The following is a 24,557-nucleotide window of genomic DNA, read 5'->3' as shown; positions in this document are numbered from 1 at the left end:
GATCAGCCGCTCCTCGCCGCGCCCGCTCACAACGTCTCGTCCTTTGGGATCATCACGTCGACGCGGCGGTTCCTGGCGCGGCCATCCGCCGTCGCATTGTCGGCAATGGGCTCGTCTTCGCCCTTGCCGTCGACGCTCAGACGCGATGGATCCTTCAATTGCTTGGCCATCATGGCCTGCACCGCTTTCGCGCGCGCGACGGAGAGATCGAAATTCGATTTGAACGTGCTCGACTTCTTCGGCTTTACATTGTCGGTGTGGCCGACGATCCTGATCGGTCCGGGTTCGGCGTCGAGCGCCGTGGCGATATCCGCCGCGATGGGCTGGAACTGTGCCTTCAACTCAGCCTGGCCGGATGCGAACAAAAGCTGGTTGCTGATCTCGACAACGATAAAGTCGCCCTTCGTGCCGACGCTCAGTCCGCCAGCGGCGATCTCCTTGGCGAGTGTAGCGCGGATGCGGTCGATCTGCGTGGTGCTTGGAGGAACTGGCGGCGGCGGGTTGGCTTGCACCGGTTCAGCGGGTGCCGCCACACTGGCGCGTTCAATGGTAACCGGGGTAGAAGGATTGAGCGCCAGCAACTCGCCGGCGGTTGCATCGCCTTCATCGGTGATCAATATCCGTAGACCGAAGAAGGCGGCAGTCACCAGAGCCGTCGCGGCAGCCGCAATCGCCCAGAGCGGCAGCCTCCTCCTTGGCTTGGCCATCGCCGCAGCCATGCCTTGCCACCGCGGAGAAATGTCCTCGGGGGGGCGCGGCCTGAAATAGCGTAGGGTGTCGTAGACGTCGCGCCGGACGCGTTCGAGCATGTTCGGCCCGCCAGGCAATCCCCGGTACTGGCCTTGGAATCCCAGCGACAGGCAGGCATGCATCAATTCGAGCAGGTCGTAATGCGCTTCATGCTTGGCGAGGATATTGTTCAGCGCTTCGTAGAAGCTGGCGCCTGTCGGTTGCATGTGGAAGAACTGCACCACCAGACTGTGCTGAAGCCAGGTTTCCTTGTTCGGCCAGGGCAGGTTGCCGACGAGATCGTCGGCGGTTTCGCAAAGTGCGAATTTCGCGATCCGCGCATCTTCTTCCACGATGCCGGCTTTGGCGACGGTACGGTCGAAGGTCTCGATGGCGTCTGCTATATGCTCCGCCAAGGCCGCCGCTTGCCGTTCGACCGGGATCAGCCGCAATTGACCGAACAGCAGAAGCAAAGGGCCCGCAGCGGCAAGGAGAGGATTTGCGGCGGCATACTCCACGCCAGCAGTGGCGTCGAGCAAGACATCCTGCTGCAATGCCGGTGTCGCTGCGGGCATCATTCCGTGCTTGGCCTCCTGGACGACCACGGTTCCGGACGACCAGCCGGGCGGCACCTGCCGGCCGACGCCGGGGTCGAATACGGTCGATTCCCTGGCGGGCGATGGACGAGGTCGCACACTTCGCGGACCGGAACTACCGGGAGCCACGAGCGGCTTTTGCCTTGGCCGCGGCGCGCGGATGACGGTTTTGTCCGGCGGCTCGGAGGGGTCGTCCTTCGAGCTCATCGGCGCACCATCGTCGAGGTCCAACGAGCTTCTTTCAGGCCCGATGAAAGCTGCGCACCGGACTGAGTATCAACAACGAGCCGCACGGAAAGACCGATCTTGCCGAAACATGACATTCCTGCACACGCTCCAAGCCACGCTGCTTTGCCAGCCAGGCAAGCTCCCACGTGCTATCCTAGTCGCACAGCAAGCCGATTGAAATCGGAAAGCAGGATGACCAAAGAAGCGGATTTCCCACGAGGCCGGTCGCACAGCCTGTAAGAGCCGTGTTCGCGACTTTTGCCGAGCATGGCTATTTCTGCTTGCCAGCCTTGGCGTAGGCGTCGGCGAAATAGGCAAGGAAGACATCCAGCATGCCGTTTTCGTGCTTGTCCTCCATCGTCCGCCACGTTGCGACGAGCGCATCCCAGGCTTGGCTTTTCCTGGATGAAAAGGACGCCGGCGGGATTCTTTTGGCGGTCGCCTCCGGCGACAGGTCGTCGAGCAATCTCGAGAGCGCGGCCTGCATGGCGGCGTAGGTCGCGATTTCGTGGGTCTTCAGGTCGCGGAACGCGTCCTCGATGCTATGCCTGGCATCGAGATAGCCAGCCCGGCGCTTGGCAAACATGATCTCCAATATGTCGTCGGTGCCCGGAACGAATTTCAGCGGGTTGTTGTCCTCGGCGCCGATCATCGTGCGGTTCGCGCTTTTGGCGAGCACCTTGGCCGCCGCGCGCGCCTTGAGCAGCAAGGACAGTTGCTCGACGGTGGTTCTCAACACCGCGCCGATCTCGGCGGCGACGTCATGCGGGTTACGCGACTGCAATAACTCCGGCGATAAGCCGGCTGCCTTGGCGATATCGCGAAGTATCCCGTCCGCTTCCACTGGCTGCATGGCAGCGACAGCCGGGCTGGGCTGCAGTGCCGGAGACGTCGACAGCGGCGCTGCCTCGACGGGGCGCTGCTGCGCCGGATTGGGGAATTGCACACCGCCGGGTTCAAGCTGCCTTCCCGTCGACGGTGGCAACTCATGCTGCGTCGAACCGGTCCTGGCTTGCGGACGACCGGTGGCAACGCTCTCTTCGTCAATGGCAACGACGATGACATAACGGCCGATCAGCAGCCGGTCGCCTTGGGTTAGCCGGTGCGGCGCATTCATGCGCTGGCTGGAGCCGTTGACGAAAGTGCCGTTGCGCGAGACGTCAAAAAGCCAGAACGAGCCCGCCTGGTAGCGGACTTCGCAATGCCGGCCCGAGATGAACTTGTCGGGGTCGGACAGCGTCCAGTCGCAATTTTCACGCCCGATTTCGAAGCTGCGGTCGCGGGCGCCGTAGCTCTTCGCGATGCCTGGCGGCAGCCTGTCAACATTGCTGATCTGGAGCGAAATGAACATTCGAAACCACTGGCAATCCTGAATCCTAGACATTCTAGCAGCTTGCCAGCGCAGTGGGACAGGTGCGTTTCATATGAACGCACGCCATGGTTTAGCCCTTGCTCTTATTTGGCCTTCATCAAACATATGCTACGCTTGCAGCGATCCGATGCGGTGAATTCGAAAACCTTCCGAACGTGAGGGCGGGGCTTCAATCCATCACACTGGCCGCGTCGAGGAGGGGCACGACCCATGCCGAACGAACGTGCCACGGTTGTACAGACGCCGGTTGGCGCCGACGTGCTGACCTTTACTCATCTCGTCGGTCGTGACGAGATCAGCCGATGTTTCGCCTATACCGTCGGGTTCGTCAGCAAGAGCCGAGATGTCGATCCGCTCAAGATGCTGGGCGGCGTCGTTTCCGTCGAAGGTGAATCCGATCCAAAGCGCTGGTTCAGCGGGCTGGTGTCGGATTTCAAGCTAACGCGCATAGAGGATCGGTTGGCCTATTACGAGGCCAGCGTCAGGCCATGGCTCTGGTTCCTCGGCAACACCACCGACTGCCGCATTTTCCAGAACATGACCGCTGTCGAGATCGTCGAAAAGATCTTTGCGAAATACGGCATCGCAAAATTCGAGAAGCGACTGCAGGGTTTCTATCCGTCGCGCGAATACTGTGTCCAATATGACGAGAGCGACCTCGATTTCGTGCAGCGATTGTTCGAACACGAAGGCATTTTCTATTTCTTCGAGCATGATGAGGGCAAGCACACGCTCGTGCTGTGCGACGCGATGAACAAGCTGAAGCCAGCGCCAGGCTACGAGAAGGTGCTTTACAATTTCGAGGGCCATGGCTCGCGACGCGATGTCGAATACATCACCGAATGGATTCCAGGCAGTGCGGTGCGTCCGGGCGCCTACGCTCATACGGATTATGATTTCGAGAAGCCCGGCGCCGACCTGATGGCCAAGTCCTCCCAACCCTTCAGCCACAAGGAGGCTTCGGGCGAGAACTATCGGCAGCCCGGAGCGCATCTGGATGTCGGGCGCGGCGACACGATCGCCGGCATCCGGCGTGAGGAACTGCAGGCCGTTCACCAGCACAGCACAGCGGTTGGCACTGTGCGCGGCCTCTTTTCCGGCTGCAAATTCACGCTGGAAAGTTTTCCGCGCGACGACCAGAACCAGGAATATCTGGTGGTCAGCGCCGAATACCGGCTGTTCGATCCGGGTTACCGGACGCAGAATGAGGCCCATAGCGAGAACTTCAAGGTGGTGCTCGGCGTTGCGCCCACCAAATTGCCCTACCGGCCAGCGCGCATTACACCGCGACCGATCATGCGTGGCCCGCAGACCGCGACGGTGGTAGGTCCTTCGGGCGAGGAGATTTTCACCGACAAATATGCCCGAGTGAAGGTGCAGTTCCATTGGGACCGCCTCGGCAAGAAGGACCAGAACTCGTCCTGTTTCGTGCGCGTGTCGCAGACCTGGGCCGGCAGCGGCTGGGGCTTCATCCAGATCCCGCGCATCGGCCAGGAGGTCATCGTCGATTTCATTGAGGGCGATCCGGACCTGCCGATCATCACCGGCCGCGTGTACAACGCCGCCGAGATGCCGCCTTACGCGCTGCCGGGCAACGCGACGCAATCTGGCTGGAAGTCCAATTCCTCGAAAGGGGGCGGCGGCTACAACGAGCTGATGTTCGAGGACAAGGCTGGTTCCGAACTCGTCAATTTCCAGGCTCAGAAGGACCACCATCTGCTGATCAAGCACGACCGTAACAAGACGGTGCAGCACGACCAGTCCGATCGCATCGATCACGACGCCAAGCATTCCGTGGGCCACAATCTTGACGAGGACGTCGGCAACAACAAGACCGTCAAGGTCGGCGTCGATCAGACCACCCATATCGGCAGCAATGACACCGAGACGGTGGGCGCGAACCGCTCGCTGACCGTCGGCGCCAACGAGACCATCCATGTCGTTGGCAATTCGACGGAAAACATTGACTCCAGTCATTCGCAGACCGTGGCGATCGTCCAGACCATCACGGTGGGTGCCGCGCGCGTCGACACGGTGGGGGCTTCCGAGACGCGAAGTGTCGGAGCGGTGCAGACGAACACGATCGGGGCCTCGCGGAGCGTGACCGTCGGTGCGGGACAGAGCCACAGCATTGGCACATCGGACAGCTGGACGGTGGGGGCAAACCAATCGGTCGATGTTGGCGCAAACCAGAGCTTCAACATAGGTGGAGCGCATGCCTCCCAGATCGGCAAGGGACGGGACGCCAAGATTGCCGAGGACGATGCGACCGATGTCGGCGGTTCGCGGGCGTTGAAAATAGCCAAAGGCAGTCTGGTAGAGGTCGGTGAGGACGGAGCCATAAAGGTCGGCAAGACCCTGATCATTGAAGCTGGCGATGCCATCACAATTACATGCGGCTCGGCTGCGATCGCTATGAAGAAGGACGGCACGATCAACATTTCCGGCAAGGATATTACCGTGAATGGGTCGGGTAAGATCAATGTGAAGGCATCGAGCGACATCACCATGAAAGGCTCGGAGATAAAGCAGAACTGAGGGGCCTCGATGACAAAGATCGTAGAGCGAATTGAAGGCGTGGTGATTGGCATATTCCTGGGCTTCGGCGAGGACGCGCCCCTTGTCGTCTTCCCGGGAAACCCTCGAGAAACAGCAGCGGCCGCGCGCAGCCTCACTGAGCTCACGTCGGACATGATCGGCGCGGAGGTGGCGCTGTTGTTCCAGGATGGAGATCCCGGTCGACCGTTGATTGTCGGGCGCATCATCGATCCCGCGCACCGGTCAAATGTTCCCCACGTCATCAGAGACGGTGAGAAAATGAGGATCACTGCGAATGAACGTCTTGAGCTGCGGTGCGGCAAAGCTACGATCATCATGGAAAAGGATGGGCACATCACCATCCGCGGCACCTATGTGACCAGCCACGCAAGTGCCACCAACCGCCTCCGCGGTGGCTCGGTCAATCTGAACTGATGCCAGCGCCCGTTCTTCACGAGATTGTCCGCCAACACGCTGAGATGGCTGCGTTCCTCTGGACTGTTTACGACTACAACCTGCTCACCCCCGGCAAGAATCCGGACATGGATGAGGAGCGGCTTGCCCGACTCGTCGAGCGTTTGGAAGCGCATCTTGACGGATTGCGAGTGGCTGGCGAGGTCGGCATCGAGATCGCGAGCGAGCGCTACGCCGAATATCCCGAAGCCGGGGAGTTATTCGTCGTGCGCATGCTGTCGATCAAAGAGGCGTTGCGCATTGCCGATCTCGACCTCAGAAGGGTGCGGGCTTATCTGGCTGCGAAGCCCAACCCAGACACGCCGGCCGTCTCAGGCCGTCAGGTGTAGTCAGGCCCGACCCATTCCGAGCCGTCATATCTTATGGCTGAGTTCCCGCCGGCCACCGTTAGATACGAGCCGTTCGACGAAAGACGGTAGACGGGAAAACCGTCTTTCAGGTTGGAAACCGTTGCCCCGTCGAACGTGAACACCCCCTGTCCGCCGCCGGCAATGTGGATTGTCTTCCGGTAGAATGCCATTTTGTAGAAATCCCGACCGCGTTGCGAGACGTCGGTCCAGGCAAGGCCCGCCCCGCGAAACAGGGTCCCTGCGCTGCCTGAGACCAGGACATCCGTCGACGACAATCCCAGCAGTCCAACCAGGATCGCGTTGGTCGGCAACTGGATTTGAGTCCACTGCCTGCCGTCATAGTGCCAGAAAAGCGCTCCTTCGCCGGATACATAAAGGTCACTCGGCGACGACCCTGCAATGCAAAGAATGGTGTTGCCGAGCGCGGGGCTAACGGCGGCCCAGCGTGCGCCATCCCAGCGATAGACAACCCCCTCCGATCCCCCGGCGTAGACGGTGTTGTCGTCGAAGCCCCAGACGGTATTCAAGTGGCGAGGCGAAACTTGGCTTGACGTCCATTCGCTCCCCGAGCCCGAATGCACCATGCCGTTGTCGTCGCACACATAGAGACGACCGGAACCGGAGCGCCATATGTCGGTGAACCAACATGGTTTTTCGTAAATTCGTTCAGTCTGATTGTCGTCGCTGGCCACGTCGGATTCCGAAATGACGAATGAGTAAAAACTCTCTCCGTCGTAATACGCGACGGCGGAGAAAATGGTCCCGTCATCCGCTGCAACCGTGCCATTTACCGTTACGCTATAATCAGCCATGTTATCTCTCCTAGCGTCTGCGAACCGTGCTCGATGGGGTTGGTTTGAACTTGCCGGTTGCTGGTGCACGCGCCTCGGTGCTGTCTTTCTTTTTCTCCGGTCCGCTCATCATCTCCTTGAAGTGAATGTCGCAAATCATCCTCAGGCATTCGATGGCGGGGTGCTCCTTGCCTCGTGGTCCATCCGGGATGTTCTTGGCCTTTTTCATGGCCTCCATATTGGCTTCCCGAACTTCCTCGTAGCTTGGGTTCGTGCCTTTCGCGCGCTGTGCCTTTGCCCATTCGCCTTGGGCGGCTGTTTTGCGGCCATGCTCGGTGTTGGGATCGGTGGCGTCTTGGAGGCAGACGCAGGGCGCATCGTTCATCGTATAGCTCGGCGTCGTGCTGATGGCCTGGCCGCCGCGCGAATTCTGGAAACAGGCATTCTGCAGGATGTGGTCCGATTGCTGATTGGACGAGCATTCCTTGCTGGCGTCGCCGTAGCGGTGCACCTTCATGCCGAGCTTTGCCAGAATTGACGCGCAGGACTGCTTGCCGACCTTCAATTTTCCGATCTTTGGCCAAGGCGGTGCGTTGCCGGTCGGAGAAGCATGATTGTTGGTCGACAGGTCAGTCATGCGGCTGACGGGTTCGCCATCGGCTTTCACGTCGCTCGACCAGGCGACAGCATATTCCTTGCCGGTATTGACCGAAGTGATCACGCCTTTCTTGGCGGCGCATCCGGCCTCTGTGCCGCTGGTCTTGGTGTAGTACGACTTATTCTTCTGGGTAATGGTCTCGCCACCGATCTTGACGGTGCCGGTGCCGTTGTCGGTATCGGAATCAAGTCCGAACGAGGGATAGGGAATGGGGACGCCCGGCGGCGTCGCGGGGTTTTCGGGCGGCGTGAAGCAGACGTCCGGAAAGGCGGCGATCACCTTGTTGGCCTGTGCCTTGCAGGCAACTTCGAGACCGTTCGCGTAGACAGTCATCAGGCTGCCCTCGCGGCGAGGATTGCCGCCCCGCAGGCACCGGCATCGTTCGACGCTTCGATCAGCACTGGATTGCCGGCGGCGTATCCCTTGCGGGCCGCCATCCAGGCCATGCCGATCATCAGCGGGACCACGGCCGCGCCGACATTGCCGAGGGATTCGCCGGGCGACCAGATGTCCTGAAAATCGTGACGGCCGCGTAGCAACCTCAGGCTCGCCAGGGCGCTCTGTTTGAACCAATATTGTTCGCCGATGAGATCGGCGATGCGGTAGCCAAGCCGGTTCATCTCGATGCCGGTTTCCTTGAATGCAGCGCTGTAAGCGGACGTCATGCCGTCGGCACGCAGCGGCAGATCCTCGGCATTGTAGATCGTTGCGGATTCACGCGCCAAACCCAGTCCGAAGAGGCGGAGGCCGTCGCCACGCGAGCCCGTGCATAGAACGGCGGCTGCAGCCTCGCCTGGAATGAAGCCATTCGGATTGTCAGCGGCAAGCAGGCGATTTTCGCCGAGATAATAAGCGATGGCAGGCGCCGTCAGATAGCTGTCTACGCCCGCGATCATCACATAGGGAACCTCACCCGAAGCGATCATCCTGCGCGCCTGATCAAGTGCTATGTGTCCGGAAGTCCGGCCATGCGCGACAATACGTGAGCGCATGTTGGGTTCGATTTCGGTAATCTCCGAAACATTGCGGAGCAGGCGCACGCTATCGCCGGCCGGACGGCCCGGGCGATCTTCCTCGGCGAGGCAAAGGATGAGCGCGGTCTGGCCACGCGCCTGAGGGATAGTCTCGAACGCCTCGCAGATCGCGGCTGCGGCCAGGTGCGCCATACGTTTTTCGCCGATCCAGTCCCGTGGCAGCGGCACGGGCGCGCCGATCAGCAGATCGGTTCCCGAGCCGACGAATCTCGTCTCTTGGAAGCCGTCGAGGCGCGCACGCATTGCAGCGCAGGCCGAGGGTGCATCGAGACCGACGGCCGTCACCATGCCGACAGAGGCTATGTCGAGCCTCGTACTCATGCGTCTTCCACCTCCTCGGACGCGGCTCCCTCGCTTCGGACATAGTCCCTGCCGGTTGCACGGGCACGCAGCATCGACTCCGTCGGCGGACCGACCCAACATTCCGAGAAATCGAGGATAGTCTTCTGGATGCGCTGCGAAACACGCCACACGAGCGAGAATCGACGGTTCTCGGGATCGAGCAGGATAGTGTCCGGGTGAATGCTCGCCTCCAACGACTTCTCGTTGCCCTTGAACAAGGTGATCGGCAGTGCCGTCGAGGGCAGCCGGAAGCCAACACGTCCCTCTGGAGTCAAATTCACGAGCACCACCTCCTCCCCGCCTCTTGGATGGTCGATCTGCTGGTCGGGCGGCGCCATCTGGAAATAGCGTTCGTCGAAATCCTGGGGCAGGAAGGGAAAAACGTTGTCGATCCAGTTCTGATCGTAGGTGCCGCCATATTCGATGCGGCCCGGCCAGCCCCGGCCCATTGGCCCGAAGCTCATCGGCTTGTACTCGCCGAACGGCGAGCGGATCTCTTCGCCGACGGCCTGGGTGTTCGGCAACCGCAGGCCCGGAACGAAACGCTGGTTCTTCGAGCGCGACCAGCCCGTGCCGACGGGATTGTACTTGTAGCTGGCGGGAAGCTTGTCTTCCGGGTCCAGCCGGTCGACGCCACCCCACGCGACGTCGTAGGAGATCGGCAGTTTCAGGAAGGGCTGCGGCGCGGTTGCGGTGAAGACCGGCCCAATCGAACGCCACTCGCGATGGCCGACAACCTCGAACAGCTTCGACCAGTTGCCTACCTTGATGCCGACCGGCACGCGCTCCGCCGGACGTCCTCCCGGCGCATAGGCGCAACCGTTGGCGATCACGTCGCAGCGCGGTTTGCGGAAGGCGAAATCAGTCTCCCAGAGCGTCGCCGAATAGCCGGGCGCGCCGGTCTGCGTATCGGCCATGACGAGCGGGACCTGCTGCGCCGATTTCTGCACCAGGCCGCCAGGCTTCGCCGGAAAATCGAACGTGCCTTTCACCACAATGACAATCCACTCATGGCCGGCCTTGTCCATGCCCATGGTGAACTGATGCGGATAGCCCATCTGGTTCCAGATCTGCATCAACTGGTCTCCCAGTTCGCGGCGAAGATCTGCTCCAGGGTCGGTTGAGGCGCCTGCGGATCGACATCGAAAATATCCGAACGCGCTGTCCAAACGACCAGGTCGTCAACGACGTCGCCATTCTGCTCGACGCATGGCACCGGCAGGGCGACAAGCGCGGCGTCCAGTTCGTCGGGCGTCATCTCGCCGCGTTGTGCGGCGAAGGCAGCGTCCTCGATGCTGTCGAACCATGTATCGGCGTAGGCCAGCTGAAGGGGAGTTCCGGCGAGCTGCGCCACGATGCTCAACGGAAACCGCCTTCCGACCCTGTCAGCGCTCCGCAGCACGATGCCGGCCGAGGCGCCGAAGGTGGTGGGGCCAGCCAGGAAGCGCAACGCCATGCTCTGGGGCCAGGCTTCGAGCTCGAACAACGGCACGATGTGCTGGGCCAGCCAGCGGTCCCATGTGCGCACGAAGTCTCCAGGCAGCCGCCGGGTCACGAAATCGCCGGTGGCGGGCATCTTGCCGTAGAAGCCGGGCACTATCAGATCTGCGGCGGACATGTGAACTTCTTGAACATTTCGAGCGTGTACGGATTCTCGACGCTGGCGGCCTTGAGTTCGAAATCGGCCCACATTCCCTTCGTGCCGAGCCGCAGGCTGTAGACGTCGGTGAGCTTGGTCGCGGCGAAGCGGCCGCCGCGCAGCATTCTGAGCCACGCCCAGCTGCCGGTCTCGTTGAGCATCACTTCGGGCGAACCATCGACCGGTTGGAAGGCGAGCGAAATCACCCCGGTGCCATCCTTGCCGGGCCACGTCATCGGCTGCGGCCTGGTCGCATTGTTGTAGTAGACGAGGTTCTGGCCATCGAGGTTGAGCGTGACCCGCGCCACGTTGGGTGAGAGGTCCTTGGGCTCCAGCGTAAAGTTCATCACCGGGCCGGTGCCGCCGGGAAACAGGTCGTCGCGGATATGCCTCGCCTGCTCGAACGCGGCGAGCGCCGCGGGATCGAGGCCGAAATCGGCCCGCCACTTCCACGGCTCGCTGGCGGTGTCGACATAGTTGATCAGATGGTCGTTGGTGAAGGCATCGATCATGCCGGTCGGTCCGAACAGACGTTGAAAGTCGCGCACATTGACGTCGACCGCACTGTCCGGGCTGAATGGATAACGGTTGTTCAGCGCCGCCTGGCAGAAGGGGAGTATGTCGGCCCGCCAGATGGCGTTGAGCTCGTTGGTCACGGCCTTCTGCGAGAGGCCGCTGGTGTCGCCGGCAATGCCGCCCAGCCAGTCATTGATCGGCGAAGGCAGGATCTGCGCCTGCCTGGCGACCGCGCCGGTCAGTTCGGCAAGGCCGCCCTGCTTCTTGATCGCATCCTGCGGATTGGGATTGGCAGTCACTGTCTGCAGCACATTCGACAGCGCCGTCAGCGCCACAACGGCGGCGTCGAGCGCCGGCGGCTGGCCGTCGACCTGGGCGATGGTGCCTTTGAGCGGCTTGAAATGCTCGGCAACGAGGCTGCCGGTCATGTCCACCTGACTGGCGGAACCGGCGCGCGGCAGAAGCTTCGCGCCTGTGGTCACGACCTTGCCCAGCTTGCCGAGTTTGCTGAGCAGCTTCGAGCCGGTCGTGACGGCAGCGCCACCTTTGTCGGCCGACGTGTCGTCGGAGCGGGTGAGGTCGGTCTCCTGCACCACTGCCGTCAACAGCCGCTTCAGCGCTGAGTCGGCGCTTGAAAGGTCCTTGAGGTTCTCACTGGCGATGTTGAGATCGGTAAGCGGCGCAAGCCGCATGTCGCGCAGGAAAGAGTCCCATTGGGCGATATAATCGTCATAGTAGAGCTTCAAGATGTCCTCGGAGAGCGCCGAAACCGAGGTCTCCGAGTTCTCCGAGCAGCCGCCGGCAAAGACCGCGCGATCGAGGGCCGCCTGTCCCGCTACATCCTCGACCCGGTCGAGGATCGCGTCGTGGAAGCCCGCATAGGTATAAGGGCCAGGAACACCGACGCGCAACGTCTTGTCGGAGCGGCGCGCGAACACTTTGGCGCCGTTCGGCCCAGCGAAATTGGCCGGCACCCATTCCTTGACGGCTGCCACTTCCGGGTCGGCCAGCAGCTGCTTGTAGGCGCGCTCCGGCAGTGAGATCGTGCATACGGTCTTCAGTGCCTCCGCGACCAGTTGCTTATCCGGGGCGATGTAGCTGTCGTCGACGGCCATGCGGCGGATAGCGGCAAGTTGATGCTCTTCGGCGTCGGCAGTGGGGAAGGGCGGAGCCGCCGCGAATTGCGGCAGGCTGTTCACCCACCAGTTCTGGGCGAAATCGGTGTCCATCTGCGACAGGCCGGTCATCATCCGGTAGGTCTTCAGCGCGCCGAGCATGAAATCCGGATCGCGGATTTGCCGCCACATCGTGGCCTCGAGCAGGGCGACCATATGCGGCTCGAGCACATTGCGCAGCGCATGGTCGTAGGTATCGGTCTGTGCCCGCACCAGCTCCGCCGAAGCGGTCGGGCCGAGCAGGTTATGGACGGCGTCCGGTGGCTGCGTTCGAGCCGTCGTCACTGCGTCCATCGCCGCCAGCGCGCCATCCATGGTCGGCTGCTCGACCGCGGCCGGCATGGCGGCGACGTCGGTGAGCGGCCCCTGCAGGGCTTCGAACTGACCGGCCTGTGCGGTGATTGCATTGCGGTTGTCGAGGTAAGACCATGTGAACACCCCGCCTGCCAGCAGAGCCGCGAGCGCACAGGCGGCGGCAGCGCCACGCCAGATCCAGGCGCGGCGACGCTGCGCCAGCGGATCGTATGTACCGAGGCCAGCCTCCTTGAAGATGACTTCGGTGAGGAGGTTCCTCAGGAAGAAGCTGCGTTTCTCGACGCGCGCCGTCGGCATGGCACGGCGCGGCGGCAGTCCGAAGGAGGACGACAACGCCGCGGTCAGGCGGTCGATGGGCGCGCCTTCCTGCGTCGCCGACGTCAGATAGAGGCCGCGCAGCCAGGCGGCTTCCTCATAGCGGCTTTCGCCGAACATCGCCTCGACCAGCACCTGGATCGGCTCGGAGAGGCTCGCCAGCTGCGCCGGAAAGCGGAAGATCTCGGCACGCGATCCGAGCTTGTCCTCGTCTTCCAGCCGGGGCACCAGCCGCCGCTCCAGCTCGGTGGCAAGCTTGGCGAGCTCCGTCTGGATCGTGCCGGCATTGACGCGGGCATCGAGCGGGAAAGTGGTTCCCCATACCTGCTCGCGCGCGGTCGTCGACAGGCCGCCGAAAAAGGCTTCGAACCCTTTGATCAGGTCGGCCTTCGTCAGCATCAGGTAGACAGGAAGACGAATTTCCAGCCGATCGTTCAGCTCCGCCAGCCGGCGGCGGATCTTGCGGCCGTGGGCCTTGATCGCCTCGTCGCCCTCCGAGAGCGCATCGATCGACAGCGCTACAATGACGCCGTTGAGCGCGCGGCGACCCCGGTGTTTCTTCAAAAGGTCCAAGAAGCCCAGCCATTCCGCGGCGTCGACGTCCGGCTGGCTTTCCTGCTGGACGTAGCGGCCGGCGGTGTCGATCAACACCGCGTTCTCGGAGAAGAACCAGTCGCAATTGCGTGTGCCGCCGACGCCCTGCAGATCATCGGTGAGGTCGATTGGGAAGTTGAGGCCCGATTGGCGCAACGCCGTGGTCTTGCCGGTGGCAGGAGGGCCGACGATCACATACCACGGCATTTCGCGCAGGAATTTCCGTCCGCCGAGCTTGCGCCGCTTTAGCTCGGCCATCACCTCGCCGAACTTGGCGCCGACGGCCGCGACACTCTCCTCGCCGGGGGTGAGCCGCTTTTCGGCCACGGGTGCCGCGATCTCGGCGACGAACATGCGGTTGGCGCGGATCGCGCGCCGTTGCGCGATGATAAGCCAGATCAGCCACAGGATGATCAGCCCGGCGATGATGGCAATGCGCACATTGTCGGATTCGAATGGCGCGTACCGCCCGACCTGCACGATGGGGCCGAACACCCAGATCAAAAGCGAAAGCAGCGCAATGCCAATCAGCGTCCAGAGAAACCGCGAGGTGATGACCGCCCAGAGGAAGCGCAGGATGAACATCTCAGAGCCTCTTCTCGACCAGGACTTCGACGCGCCGGTTGAGCGCGCGTCCCTCGCGCGTCGAGTTGTCGGCCACCGGCTCGGCGTCGGCGCGGCCTTCGGAATGGACGCGCTCCTGTGGCACTCCCGCCTGCACCAGGAGGTCCGCTATGGTTTGGGCACGTGCCTCCGAGAGCCGCTGGTTGCTCGCGAGCGGATTGGACCGTTGCAGGCGCACATTGTCGGTATGACCGACGATCGTGATGTTTCCAATCAGCTCCTGATTGGCGAGGATCACCTTGGCGATCGACTCGATCAGCGGCTCATAGCCTTGGGACAGTGTCGGCCGCGAGGATTGGAAGAGCTCGGGGTTGGAGGACTGGATGATCAGCTTGGCCAGCGAGACGCTCTCGGTGCCGCTGAGCGCGCCCTTGAGGTTCGCCGGCGCTTCGGCCTTGAACTCGGGCAGCAGCGCGAAATCGACCGGCTGTGGCGGTTCAGGTTCGGGAGCATCTTGCTTGGGTGCGGCGCGGATGACGTCGCCACGTGAGGCCGGCGGCAGCGTGCGCACGAGCGCGGAGAGTTCGACCGCCTGGCCGCTCAAGCCCATCGATAGACCGACATAAGCGGCGGCGGCGATGACAACCGCGGCAAGCGGCATCACCCAGATCGGAACGATGAAGCGCTGCGGCTCGTCTGAAGCGATCACGCCTTTCCAGTTCGGCGACAGCGGCGCGTCCTCGGCGTCCGCATTGCGCAGGAAGCGCGCGGCTGCCACACGCACGGCATTGAGAGAGCGGTCGCCGGCGCGGCCGGGCACCCGGTATTTGCCGCGGAAGCCGAGCGCCAGACAGTAGTATTGAAGCTCCAGCATCTCGCGGTCGCGGTTCTGATGACGCTCCAACTCGTCAAGGCGGGTGAAAAACTGGGTGCCGGCATCGACGTCGCCGCGCAGCATGACCACCAGCGGCTGGCGCGGCCAGGCGCTGGCGCCGCCCCAGGGCGTGTTGAGCGCGAGGTCGTCGAGCAACGCCGCCACGGCCCAGGCCGCCTGGTCCGCGCGCTCCAGCGAGGAGCCCGCTGCCATCGTGGCGTCGCGTGCTTGAACCAGCTCGTCGAGCAGGCGCGTCCGCATCACTTCCGGGTTCTCCGGCGCCAGCGCGCTTTCGAGTTCGGGCGCGAATTCGAGCAATGGCGCGAAGATGTTGATGAGCGTGTTGGGATGAGCGCGCGCCCTTTTGACCGGCGCGCCCGATACCAGCGGCGCCATCGGCCGTGGCACGGCGCCAGACAGCCTGATGCGGGTGCGCTCTCGATCCTCCGACAGTCCGAAAGGATCATCCCGGCTCATGGCCTCACCTGTTCACTGAATAGCAGTCGACCTGCGGCTCGCTCGGCAGGACACCGGAAACGCCAATGACGAAGCCGGGGGCGTCGAGCAACGAGGCCCAATGCTCGCTTTTCTGATCCAGTTCCAGGCACAGCCGGTCGCCATCATAGGGAATCTCGCGGGGCTGAGAATGAAGCGGCTTCAGCGGAATGCCCGGCAGGCGGGACTTCCAGAGCCCTTCGAACTGATCGGCGGCGCCGACTGTCGCCTGGTTGACGAAGATCTTGCGCAGCGCGTCTTCCGACAGTTCCGATCCGACGCGGATGACGATCCGGCTGGCGACCAAAAGCTTCGGGTTGTCGATGCGCACTTTCCAGACATTGGTCGCGTGCCGCATCACCGGCAGCGCGCGCGATTTCGGCTCGATGTAGCGCAGGCTGAGGATGAGCGAACGCAAGGCGTCCGCCAGCGCCATATAGGGGGGGCCAGGTGCCATGTGGTCATAGGCCGGCAGTTCGCCGAGCCGCCGCGAACTCGAGCCGTAGGTTGCCATCTCGCCGGCGAGTCCCGCAAGTTCGAGATAGAGTTCGGCCGGATGAAAGACATCCTGGGCAAGCATATGGGCAAGCCGTGGGCGAGCGGCATTGGCGAGGTGTAGCATCAAAAGGTCTTCGACGCTGCGGCCGGCGCCGCCCATCACCATCTTGCCATGCGCTTCGGCGATCTGGTCGAGGCCGGTGACGACCTCCTGCAGCAATTGCCGGTACCAGTGGACCGCGCCGGTGATCAGCGTCGGCGGCAGGAACGTCTCATCAAGCGAGACGCCGCCGTCGGCGCGCACACCTTTTATGTCGGCGATCGGCAAGGCGGTGTAACCGCCGACCGATTTGCCGGGCGCGATCAGGGCCGCTTGCGGTCGGGCGATCTCGATCTCTTCCGGATCGGCGCCGCTCTGGACGGCGTCGCGCACCGAAACGACCTTGCCGTGGTAGCGCGCGCCCGTCGATGCCGCATGCGCCGGGTCGAATCCGACGCCACCGGGCGGCTCGAGCGGCAGTGCGACCAACACCGGACCGGCACCGGTATCGGCCGTGACCGGCAGCGGCTTCGGGGCATCCATCAGTTCCGGGATGGAGAAAGGCGTGCCGTCCGGGAAAATGCCACGGGCGGACACGATCGAGACCTGGCCGGCGTCGAGCAGCGATTGGTCGAGGGTCAGTTGCTGGAAGCCGAAAGTATGGAGCTGGCCGGCCTGCAATGCGCCGCGCACCATGCCCTCGAAGAACCGATCCTGCTGCTGGAAATGCTGGGTCCTGAGAAACAGGCCCTCCGACCACAGCACCCTGTTTGCATCGCTCATGCCGCTACTCTCTGCACGCAACCATCTGCTGCTTTGTCGCTACGCGGAAATGCCGCCCTTGCCGAGGCTGACGTTGATGGTGAATTTCGACCCTAGCGACACCGACTTGGTCGTGCGCCAGTTGCGTCCGCCAGGCTCGCGGATCAGGGCCACGAAGCCGAGGGCCGCTGCGTTCGGTTCGACCGTTATGGTCTTGGCCGCCGTCTTGCCCGGCGCGACCGAGATCGTGTCGGAGCCGAGGAGGTCGGCCCCGAGCGCCGAACTCGCGTTGCCCTGCAGCGCGAAATAGTCTGCCGAGTTGAACTTGCCGGTGCTGGCAAGCCGCATCACCAGAACCGTCACCGGCCGGTCGCTACCGCCCGGTCCTGGATTCATACCGGCGCCGCCGGTCACGTTGACCGAGATAACCGATGGTTTCGGCGGGCCGCTCTGGCAAGCCGCAAGCAACCCCGTAGCGCCCAGGGCAACGACGAATTCGCGTCTGTCGATCATGTCCTACTCCTCTTCATATGCGTCCCTGAAGTCCGCGCCGATCTCGCCCAGGAAACTCGATTCCGCACTCTGGGCGATGTCGCGGTGGCGTTTCTGGTAGAGCTCCCACAGCTTGGCGTTGCGCCCGCCGGAGAGCAGATTGCCGATGGCGGAATTGGATTTGAGTTCTTCCTCGATAGCGGCCGGGTCAAAACGGTCGATCATGCGCCTGAGTGCGGCCTGCACCCCCCGCCAGGCGCGCACATGGTGCTGCGCAAGATCGCGCACCGCATCGGAAATCGCCGCCTCGCCGGAGAGAAAGCCCGGACTGCGTTCCGAGATGATGGTGACGATGACATCCTCGACCGTCGGCAGGAATTTAAGCGGGTTGACCTCGGAAGCACCGACCACCGTCTGGGCGACGCGGGCGCTTCCCTTCTCCTCGGCGCGCTTGCGCAGGAGTTGCATCAAGCCATCCAGCATCAGCCGGTATTCGCGCCCGAACTTTTCCATTTCGGCGATGGCATCGCGGCCGGGAAAATCGGCCTCGTCGACGCCCATGCCGCGTAGAAATGCGGCACGAAGCGCCATATCACCGGAAGCAGGCCGCGCGGGGCGCGACGGCTTTGACGCTGGAACGGCGCGGCGCGGCGGTGGTGACGCCGCTTCCTGCGCCGGCATATCCCAAGAATGCGCGGTTCGCGGCTTTTCAACCTGATGCTGCGCACGTCCTGCCAAGTCGGCGCCGTTGGTGAGAGGCGGCGTCGCGACCGGTCCAAAGCTGAAATCGTCATCGAGGCTGGCTGGCTTTGCCGCATGCTCGGGCGCATCGTTGCGCGAAGACATTTCACCAAACCCGAACGGATCTGGCTGACCTGGAGCAGCGGCACCGCTGGAGTCCGGCGTCGCCACCGGGTCGAGGCTGAACGGATCGTCAAAGGCGGGCGAACTGCGTTGGCTCGATGGGCGGTCATAAGCCCCAGGAACAGGCTGCTCGAACGGGTTCGGCAGATCCGCCGGGCGCGGCGGCCGCGGCTCTTCCTCGACCTTGGCCGAGAAGAAGTCGTCGCCGCCGATGCTGGCCGGCGTTCGCGCTCCCGGCGATGACCACGCAGGCATGGGATGACTGGCGACCGGCGCAGGGCCGATCGACGTCTGGCTCGCTTTGGATTGAACCTCGACATAGACCACATAGTCGCCCATGCGCAGCCGCATGCCGCTCTGCAGCCGCATCGACCGGCCAGGTCCTAGAGGGCTGTCGGAATCGTCGACGAACAATCCGCTGCTCGACGTGTCGGTAACGAAATAATCAGCCCGGCCGCCGCTGATCTTGCAATGCGCGCGCGAGACGAACATGTCCGGGTCGTCGATCTGCCAGCCGGCATCGGCGCCGCGCCCGATCACCAATTCGCCCTCGTCCAGCCGGGTCTGCCTGACCACTTGCGAGCGCGGCCCCTGTTCCAGCGTCAGCAGCAGGCTCATGCGGCCGCCTCCGCGATTTCCGGCCGCCAACCCACGATGGTGCGCAACCTGAGATCGTCGGCGTCACCCTTTTCGGCGGGCCGTGCCAGCCAGGCCGTCCGGCCAAGCTGGACAGTCCCGACCCGTGGCGGCGGCACGGCGTCGCGCGCGAGCACGATGCGCAGATCGACGTCGAGCGTCTCGCCGATCATGTCGCGCACCGCCTTCTTGAACAGGCCAAGACGCCGTTCGCCGGGCAGGAACGACTTGAAGTCATCGAGGCTCAGCGGGCCGACGCGCAATTCGATCCTGCTTTGGCGGCTGAAGACCCGCGGCCCAATCGTCGCACCGCGTCCGAGAACGGCATAGGCCTTGCCGAGACGCGTCTGCAGCGCCGTCGGTATGGTGATCCAGGCGGCGACGAATTCCTTGATCTGCACCTGTACCTTGAAGGCGGTGGCGAGAAACAAGGTAAGCCGCTCCACGCCATCGACCTGGTTGGCGAGCGATCCAGCCTGTCGCAGTCGCACAGTGTCTAGTTCGGGATCCTGCGTGCCGGGGAGGCCGATCCCGGACATTGCCTCCAGCATGCCGCGAACGCGCCCGCCGACGGAACGCTCGACCTGAACCGCCGGATGCGCGTCAGCCCAGGCGCGGTAGTAAAGCGCCATCATGCGGTGCTGCAGGATGTTGACGAAATCGACGAAGGTCGTGTCGCTGGTCTGCTCGGCGTCGGCCCCCGTGAACCAGCGCTGCGACAGCCGGTCGAGCACCCAGCGCGTCAGATGCAATGGCATCGGTCCTTCCGGTCCAAGCAGCCCGAGATTGGCGACGGTTACTCGCGCCGGGGCCTTGCCCCCGGTGTCATGGAGCTTGACGACATCCCGGGCCGAGAAGCTCAGGCGCACATGCTGGCCAAGTCTCGCCGGTTCGCGGTCGGCCGTTCCGGAATGGCCGAACAATCCACGGCGCTGCTCCAGGCGTCGCAGCAGCTCGAAAAAGTCGAAGCTCTCCGATAGCGGTTCGGCTGCGACCGTTGCGGGCTCCTCTAGATCAGGTAGCGATTGCCGGGCGTCATCGGCCATGGCACATCCTCCTGCTTCTGCAACAACCGCGTGCGGGTCCGCACAAATCCGTTTATCCCAGCGTGGCGGGCGAACAGCCGCGAAAGCAGGGCCGAAAGCAGCAGCGAGCTTTGACCCGCCAGCACGGACTGGTCGACATGCAGTGTTATCTCGGTGCCGCGTCCGAAGCACATTGGCCCGTCGATCTGGAGCCGCTCGATCACCGGGCGCGAATCGATACGGACGATCGAATGCACGTTGCGGGCAAGGCCCGGATCGCCCCGATCGGCATAGAGGTCGAGCAAGGCATGCAGCGGATCGACGCCACGGCCTTCCTGGGCAAGGCTGAGGAAGTTGAGAGAGAGCTGCGCCACCAGCCGCCAGGCGAGATTGTCGGCGCGGGATTCGCCTTCAGCGCCGGCCGGCAGGGACGCCGGGATTGCCGGCTGCGGCGCCCGTAGTGCCCCGAGCAAGCGTACCGCTTCGACCGGATCGGCCGTCTCCAGCGTCAGCGTCGGCGTATCGTCCAGGATCGGCAGGTCGCGGTTGGTGCAGAGCGCCGTGATGTCTAGACGCTTGAGCGGCCGGTTTGGTGCGCTTCCTGCCGGGCGTGAGACGGCGATAAAGACATCGTCGCCCGTGTAGGAGGTGCGGGTCAGGCCCTCGCGCCGCTCGTCTTCCGTGGCCCGGCGCGGCCGTCGCTCGGTCGAATAGACCCAGCCGCTGCCGCTGTTCTGCCCCAGGCTGAACAATTCGGGAATTGTCGCCTCGCCGCTCTCCGCGTCGGCATCCTCGACCCGGGAGACCCGGAAGATCTCGAAATCCCGCGCGCGGGTGCGGTCGGCGTGCAGAACCTGACGCGTTTTGCGCGGATCGATCTCGATGACGTTGCATTCGCGTTCGAAGAGATTGATGACCGGCGTCACGAACAACTCGAAATCGGCGGCCGTCACATCCGCGAGTTCGGGCACGGGGCGGCGGAACAGGAAGATGATCTCGATCCCCGCATCGCACTTGCGCACCACCGGCTGGAGGCCGGCGACCCGCACATAATGGAAGCGCTCCGGGATCATGAAATATTCGCGCAGCAGCCGATATCCCTCGAAGGTCGGACGGGTGCGCGGCATCAGCGCTTCGTCGTCGCGGATGCCGACCATTTCGGGCTCGGGCAGCGCCGATAACCGATCGGTCTTGCCTTGGGCCCGCGCGCCGACGGCCGAGCAGGCGCCGAAGATTGCATCGAAAAGCATCGGTGCCTTGGCACGCCCGGCGAAATAAAGGTCGAGACGGTCGAGCGACAGCTCGCTGAGCTTGCCTTTTCCTGTCCGGGCGAGGGTGACGCGAAACGCCGCCTCGCGGCGCACATCACCGATCGGCGCGATTCCGGCGGCGGCGAGCGCGCTGCGATCCTGGAAATAGCTGACCGAGGTGATGGCGATCGGCCACAGCGTGACCTCCTGCGCGGTGGTGAAGGTGGAGCGCGTCGAAAGCCCTGGATGGAGGCCGGAGACCAGTCGTGTGCCGCGCGCGACGGCGTGGCCGGCGATCATCGACTGCACCTGCTGGCCGGGTTTCAGCACAGCCATCGCCGTCGCCGGCGCCGGCGTCACCAGATCCGGGTAAAGCACATCGAGCACGGCGCGCGAGAAGCGCGAGCGCTCCGCGTCGACCTTCAGACGGGTGCGCGCGGCCAGGAAGGCCACGCCGTCAAGCAGGCGTTCCACATAAGGGTCGGGACATGGGACCGTATCGAGGGAAAGATTGCGGGCAACCGCCGGATGCATGTCGGCGAATTCCGCGGCCAGCGCCCGGATATGGGTCAGTTCTTCTTCGTAGTACTCCACGAAGACCCGATCCATCTCACGTCTCCCGGAATTCGGTTCGTGCCAGGCCGTTGTCGAGATTGATCGTGGTGCGCAGCCGCATACGCTCCGGCGTCGGGGCCATGATCAGCACCGCGTCGATCTCGATCTTGAGGCCGACGTTCTTGTCGCCGAGCGTGACGTTGACGGTGGTGGCGCTTTCCTTCAGGCGCGGCTCGAAGGTGGCGAGCACCGCGCGGATTTCGCGCGCCAGCGCATCGCGGTCGAAATCCCGTGACGAGCGGCCGGAAAAGGACGGCACGCCATAATTGATCACGCTGCGGCGCACCTCCGGAAAGTCGGTGAGCGACGGCAGTTCGTCCAGGGGCTGTTCATGTTCGGCGTCGGAGAGCATCGGCACGGATTCGAAACGCTCGGTGTTGAACAGGGCCTCGATGTCGCGCCGCACGGCTTCTCTCAATACGCGCGCCGAAACGACCACGCCGCGGCTTTCGATTTCGGCGCGATGCTCGGTCTGGAAGGCCAGCCGGTGCAGGCGCCGTTTCTGCTCGGATGTGAGTTCGGCGTCGGTATCGACGGCGCGCGCGCTGCCGGCAAGAAGGGCCTCGACGCGCTCGTCGCCGAGTTCTTCATCCAGCTGACGGCGCAGCCCGTCGATCTCCGACGTCAGCCCCGGCAAGTCGTTGACGAGGCGGTCCCAGAGGGAGGGCTGGACCGCCTCGCGCTTTGCCCGCGAACTGCCGGCAAGCTGCGCCTTCGCGCCGGGCCGCTTGGCCTCACTTGCCGACATAGACGTCCATTTCGATCTCGTCGTCTTTGTCGTAGACGAACTTGATCTTCTTATAGGCGAAGCTGACTTCTTCCTCGATGAGGTCCGCCTCGTCGGCGGCCTGCCGCATGTCGTATTCCATGATCGAGGCGTCGGTGAGCGTCACGACCAGATAGTCGCTGGTCTCGCCGTCAATGGTGCGGCGTGCCGAAAACACCACCTCGTCGAGTGCCTTGTTCTCGAACAGAGCCTTCTTCAGATATGGCGACGACTTGTCGTAGTGCTTGGAGAATTTGATCATGCCCATCGACACACGGCCGCGTCGCGAAAGCGAGTTCGGGTCGTAGGGAGCAATCATCTTGTAATCGACGCCATGCACTTCGATCTCGTCTTCATGGCCGTCGCGCTTGCTCGGACCCTTGATATCCGGAACTTTCAAAAACCCATCAATCTTCATTGAAGGAGCATCGCTTCTCTCTGTGGTCGGCATTGTCTTTCTCCACCGCTTTCAAAACGAAACAGGATGACTTCACTGCGATTTCAGCCCTTCACCGACGGCAGTTCCGACACCAGCCGGAGGGATGCGTTGATGCCTTCCAGCTGGTAGTGCGGGCGCAGATAGAAACGGGCATTGTAGTAACCGGGCCGGCCTTCGACGCTGTCGACCTGAACCTCGGCCGCAGCAAGCGGGCGCTTGGCCCGCGCCTTGTCGTCGGCAAAGGCCGGATTGGCCAGCACGTACCGGTTGATCCATTCGGTCAGCCAGATCTCCATATCGGTGCGTTCCTTGAACGAGCCGATCTTGTCGCGCGCGATCGCCTTGAGGTAATGCGCGAAGCGCGACACCGGGAAGAGGTAGGGCAGGTTGGCGCTCAGCCGTTCGTTCGACTGGGCGTCGGGGTCGACCAGACGCCCGGCCCGCGTCTCGTCATCCTGAAGCGAGTGCGCGCCGATGAAGGCTGCGAGATCGGTGTTCTTGCGGTGTAAGATCGGCATCAGACCGAGCTTCGCCAGTTCCGCCTCGCGCCGGTCGTCGATGGCGACCTCGGTCGGGCATTTCATTGCGATCGAACCGTCGTCCGTCGGGAAAGAGTGAACCGGCAGGTTGAGTACCGTGCCGCCATTCTCGACGCCGCGGATCTGTGTTCCCCAGCCATAGAGCTTGTGGCTGCGGTTGATGTTCACGCCCATCGGGAAAGCGGCGTTCATCCAGACATATTTGTTGTGGTCGCCACCCACCTCTTCCTCGAAGGTGAAGCCCTTCACCGGAACGGTTTCCGAGCCGTAGGGCAGGCGTGCCAGCACGCGCGGCATGGTGAGCCCGATATAGCGTGCGTCCTCGCTCTCGCGCAGCGACTGCCATGAGGCATAGGCCGGATTGTTCACGATCATCTGCAGGTCTTGCGGGTTCGGCAGTTCCTGCCAGCTGTCCATGCGGAACAGCCGCGGCGAGGCTGCCGCGATGAACGGCGTATGCGCCGAGGCACAGACGCCCGAGATGTTGCGCAGCAGGCCGACGTCACGTGGATGGTTGGAAAACTCGTAGGCGCCGAGGATGCAGCCGATCGGCTCGCCGCCCAGCATCGAATACTCGTCCGTGTAGACTTTCTTGAAAATCGGGCTCTGGTCCCACATCTGGCCTTCATAGTCTTCCAGCGTGTCGGCCAACTGCTCCTTGGAGATGTTCATCACCCGGATCTTCAGCTTGGTATCCGTCTCGGTATTGTTGATGAGATACCAAAGGCCTCGCCAGGTGCCTTCCATCTCCCGCACTTCCGGGGCATGCAGGATCTCGTTGACCTGCGTCGTCAGCATCTTGTCTATGCCCGCGATCAGCGATTTGATCGACTTGATCGCATTGGACGAGATGCTCGTCGTCTCGGAACGGGACTGAGCGGCCAGCGCCAGGTTGCGCACCAACTGCTGCAGCTTCTCACTGTCGTCCTTCTTGACCTTGAAATCCTTTTCAAGGAGGCCGCTAAACTCGCCAAGATCGATGGCTTCCGCCTCGGCGGTAGCGGCTGCGGTCTTTTGCTGTTCGGCCATGAC

The 24,557-nt window shown here is 63.2% G+C and carries 20 protein-coding genes; 3 read left to right on the top strand and 17 right to left on the bottom strand.

Features of this window, described 5'->3' with window-relative positions:
• Positions 1-26: 26 nt before the first annotated feature.
• Together tssL (FJ938_RS02280) and tagH (FJ938_RS02275) are read right to left on the bottom strand one after the other, a co-directional pair.
• On the bottom strand, positions 27-1,532 hold the full coding sequence (gene tssL, locus FJ938_RS02280; protein ID WP_140691025.1) for a type VI secretion system protein TssL, long form: 1,506 nt from the start codon (positions 1,530-1,532) through the stop codon (positions 27-29).
• Positions 1,533-1,824: 292 nt separating this feature from the next.
• A complete protein-coding gene (gene tagH, locus FJ938_RS02275) occupies positions 1,825-2,904 on the bottom strand; it encodes a type VI secretion system-associated FHA domain protein TagH (RefSeq protein WP_140690769.1) in 1,080 nt (359 codons plus the stop codon).
• A 231-nt stretch (positions 2,905-3,135) separates the two neighbouring features.
• Between tagH (FJ938_RS02275) and tssI the strand changes: the two genes are divergently transcribed.
• The 3 genes from tssI to FJ938_RS02260 are packed head-to-tail and all read left to right on the top strand — an operon-like array spanning position 3,136 to position 6,266.
• Positions 3,136-5,463, top strand: coding sequence for a type VI secretion system tip protein TssI/VgrG (gene tssI, locus FJ938_RS02270; protein WP_140690767.1), 2,328 nt, complete (start codon positions 3,136-3,138; stop codon positions 5,461-5,463).
• A 9-nt stretch (positions 5,464-5,472) separates the two neighbouring features.
• Entirely contained in the window at positions 5,473-5,898 is a 426-nt protein-coding gene (locus FJ938_RS02265) for a DUF6484 domain-containing protein (protein WP_140690765.1), read from the top strand.
• A complete protein-coding gene (locus FJ938_RS02260; protein ID WP_140690763.1) occupies positions 5,898-6,266 on the top strand; it encodes a hypothetical protein in 369 nt (122 codons plus the stop codon). Before FJ938_RS02265 ends, FJ938_RS02260 begins: the two co-directional genes overlap by 1 nt.
• On the opposite strand, the gene FJ938_RS02255 is transcribed toward FJ938_RS02260, so the two are convergent.
• From FJ938_RS02255 to tssC, 15 genes are all read right to left on the bottom strand, one after another.
• Complete coding sequence (locus FJ938_RS02255) at positions 6,257-7,099, bottom strand: hypothetical protein (protein ID WP_140690761.1); 843 nt, start codon at positions 7,097-7,099, stop codon at positions 6,257-6,259. The two genes, FJ938_RS02260 and FJ938_RS02255, sit on opposite strands and share 10 nt — an antisense overlap.
• A 10-nt stretch (positions 7,100-7,109) precedes the next feature.
• Entirely contained in the window at positions 7,110-8,069 is a 960-nt protein-coding gene (locus tag FJ938_RS29775) for a DUF4150 domain-containing protein (protein ID WP_226890552.1), read from the bottom strand.
• Positions 8,069-9,091: a 3-oxoacyl-ACP synthase gene (locus FJ938_RS02245; RefSeq protein ID WP_140690759.1), complete on the bottom strand. Its 1,023-nt coding sequence runs from the start codon at positions 9,089-9,091 to the stop codon at positions 8,069-8,071. Before FJ938_RS02245 ends, FJ938_RS29775 begins: the two co-directional genes overlap by 1 nt.
• Positions 9,088-10,188 (bottom strand): DUF2169 domain-containing protein, encoded by a 1,101-nt coding sequence (locus FJ938_RS02240; RefSeq protein ID WP_140690757.1) that lies wholly within the window; start codon positions 10,186-10,188, stop codon positions 9,088-9,090. Before FJ938_RS02240 ends, FJ938_RS02245 begins: the two co-directional genes overlap by 4 nt.
• Complete coding sequence (gene tagF / locus FJ938_RS02235; protein ID WP_140608457.1) at positions 10,188-10,730, bottom strand: type VI secretion system-associated protein TagF; 543 nt, start codon at positions 10,728-10,730, stop codon at positions 10,188-10,190. Before tagF ends, FJ938_RS02240 begins: the two co-directional genes overlap by 1 nt.
• Positions 10,712-14,251: a type VI secretion system membrane subunit TssM gene (tssM, locus tag FJ938_RS02230; protein WP_140608459.1), complete on the bottom strand. Its 3,540-nt coding sequence runs from the start codon at positions 14,249-14,251 to the stop codon at positions 10,712-10,714. Before tssM ends, tagF begins: the two co-directional genes overlap by 19 nt.
• Before the next feature lies 1 nt (position 14,252).
• The gene (gene tssL, locus FJ938_RS02225; protein WP_140690754.1) at positions 14,253-15,581 is read right to left on the bottom strand and encodes a type VI secretion system protein TssL, long form; all 1,329 of its coding nucleotides are present in this window, start codon (positions 15,579-15,581) and stop codon (positions 14,253-14,255) included.
• A 4-nt stretch (positions 15,582-15,585) separates the two neighbouring features.
• Positions 15,586-16,920 carry a type VI secretion system baseplate subunit TssK gene (tssK, locus tag FJ938_RS02220; RefSeq protein WP_140608464.1) on the bottom strand — a complete coding sequence of 445 codons (1,335 nt, stop codon included), beginning with the start codon at positions 16,918-16,920 and terminating at the stop codon, positions 15,586-15,588.
• Positions 16,921-16,959: 39 nt separating this feature from the next.
• The gene (gene tssJ / locus FJ938_RS02215; protein WP_140690752.1) at positions 16,960-17,412 is read right to left on the bottom strand and encodes a type VI secretion system lipoprotein TssJ; all 453 of its coding nucleotides are present in this window, start codon (positions 17,410-17,412) and stop codon (positions 16,960-16,962) included.
• 3 nt (positions 17,413-17,415) lie between these two features.
• On the bottom strand, positions 17,416-18,873 hold the full coding sequence (gene tagH / locus FJ938_RS02210; protein ID WP_140608468.1) for a type VI secretion system-associated FHA domain protein TagH: 1,458 nt from the start codon (positions 18,871-18,873) through the stop codon (positions 17,416-17,418).
• Entirely contained in the window at positions 18,870-19,937 is a 1,068-nt protein-coding gene (tssG, locus tag FJ938_RS02205) for a type VI secretion system baseplate subunit TssG (RefSeq protein ID WP_140608471.1), read from the bottom strand. The genes tagH (FJ938_RS02210) and tssG overlap by 4 nt, the downstream gene beginning before the upstream one ends.
• Positions 19,901-21,775 (bottom strand): type VI secretion system baseplate subunit TssF, encoded by a 1,875-nt coding sequence (gene tssF, locus FJ938_RS02200; protein WP_140608473.1) that lies wholly within the window; start codon positions 21,773-21,775, stop codon positions 19,901-19,903. Before tssF ends, tssG begins: the two co-directional genes overlap by 37 nt.
• Before the next feature lies 1 nt (position 21,776).
• Positions 21,777-22,529, bottom strand: coding sequence for a type VI secretion system baseplate subunit TssE (gene tssE, locus FJ938_RS02195; RefSeq protein WP_140608475.1), 753 nt, complete (start codon positions 22,527-22,529; stop codon positions 21,777-21,779).
• Positions 22,516-22,965, bottom strand: a complete 450-nt coding sequence (locus tag FJ938_RS02190; RefSeq protein WP_181165554.1) for an Hcp family type VI secretion system effector — start codon at positions 22,963-22,965, stop codon at positions 22,516-22,518. The genes tssE and FJ938_RS02190 overlap by 14 nt, the downstream gene beginning before the upstream one ends.
• A gap of 83 nt (positions 22,966-23,048) precedes the next feature.
• Complete coding sequence (tssC, locus tag FJ938_RS02185; protein ID WP_140608479.1) at positions 23,049-24,554, bottom strand: type VI secretion system contractile sheath large subunit; 1,506 nt, start codon at positions 24,552-24,554, stop codon at positions 23,049-23,051.
• Positions 24,555-24,557: the final 3 nt, after the last annotated feature.

Source organism: Mesorhizobium sp. B2-4-14, from assembly GCF_006442155.1.
Lineage (GTDB): Bacteria > Pseudomonadota > Alphaproteobacteria > Rhizobiales > Rhizobiaceae > Mesorhizobium.
Note: the sequence above shows the minus strand (reverse complement) of the source record. Positions and strands in the feature narration are given on the sequence as shown.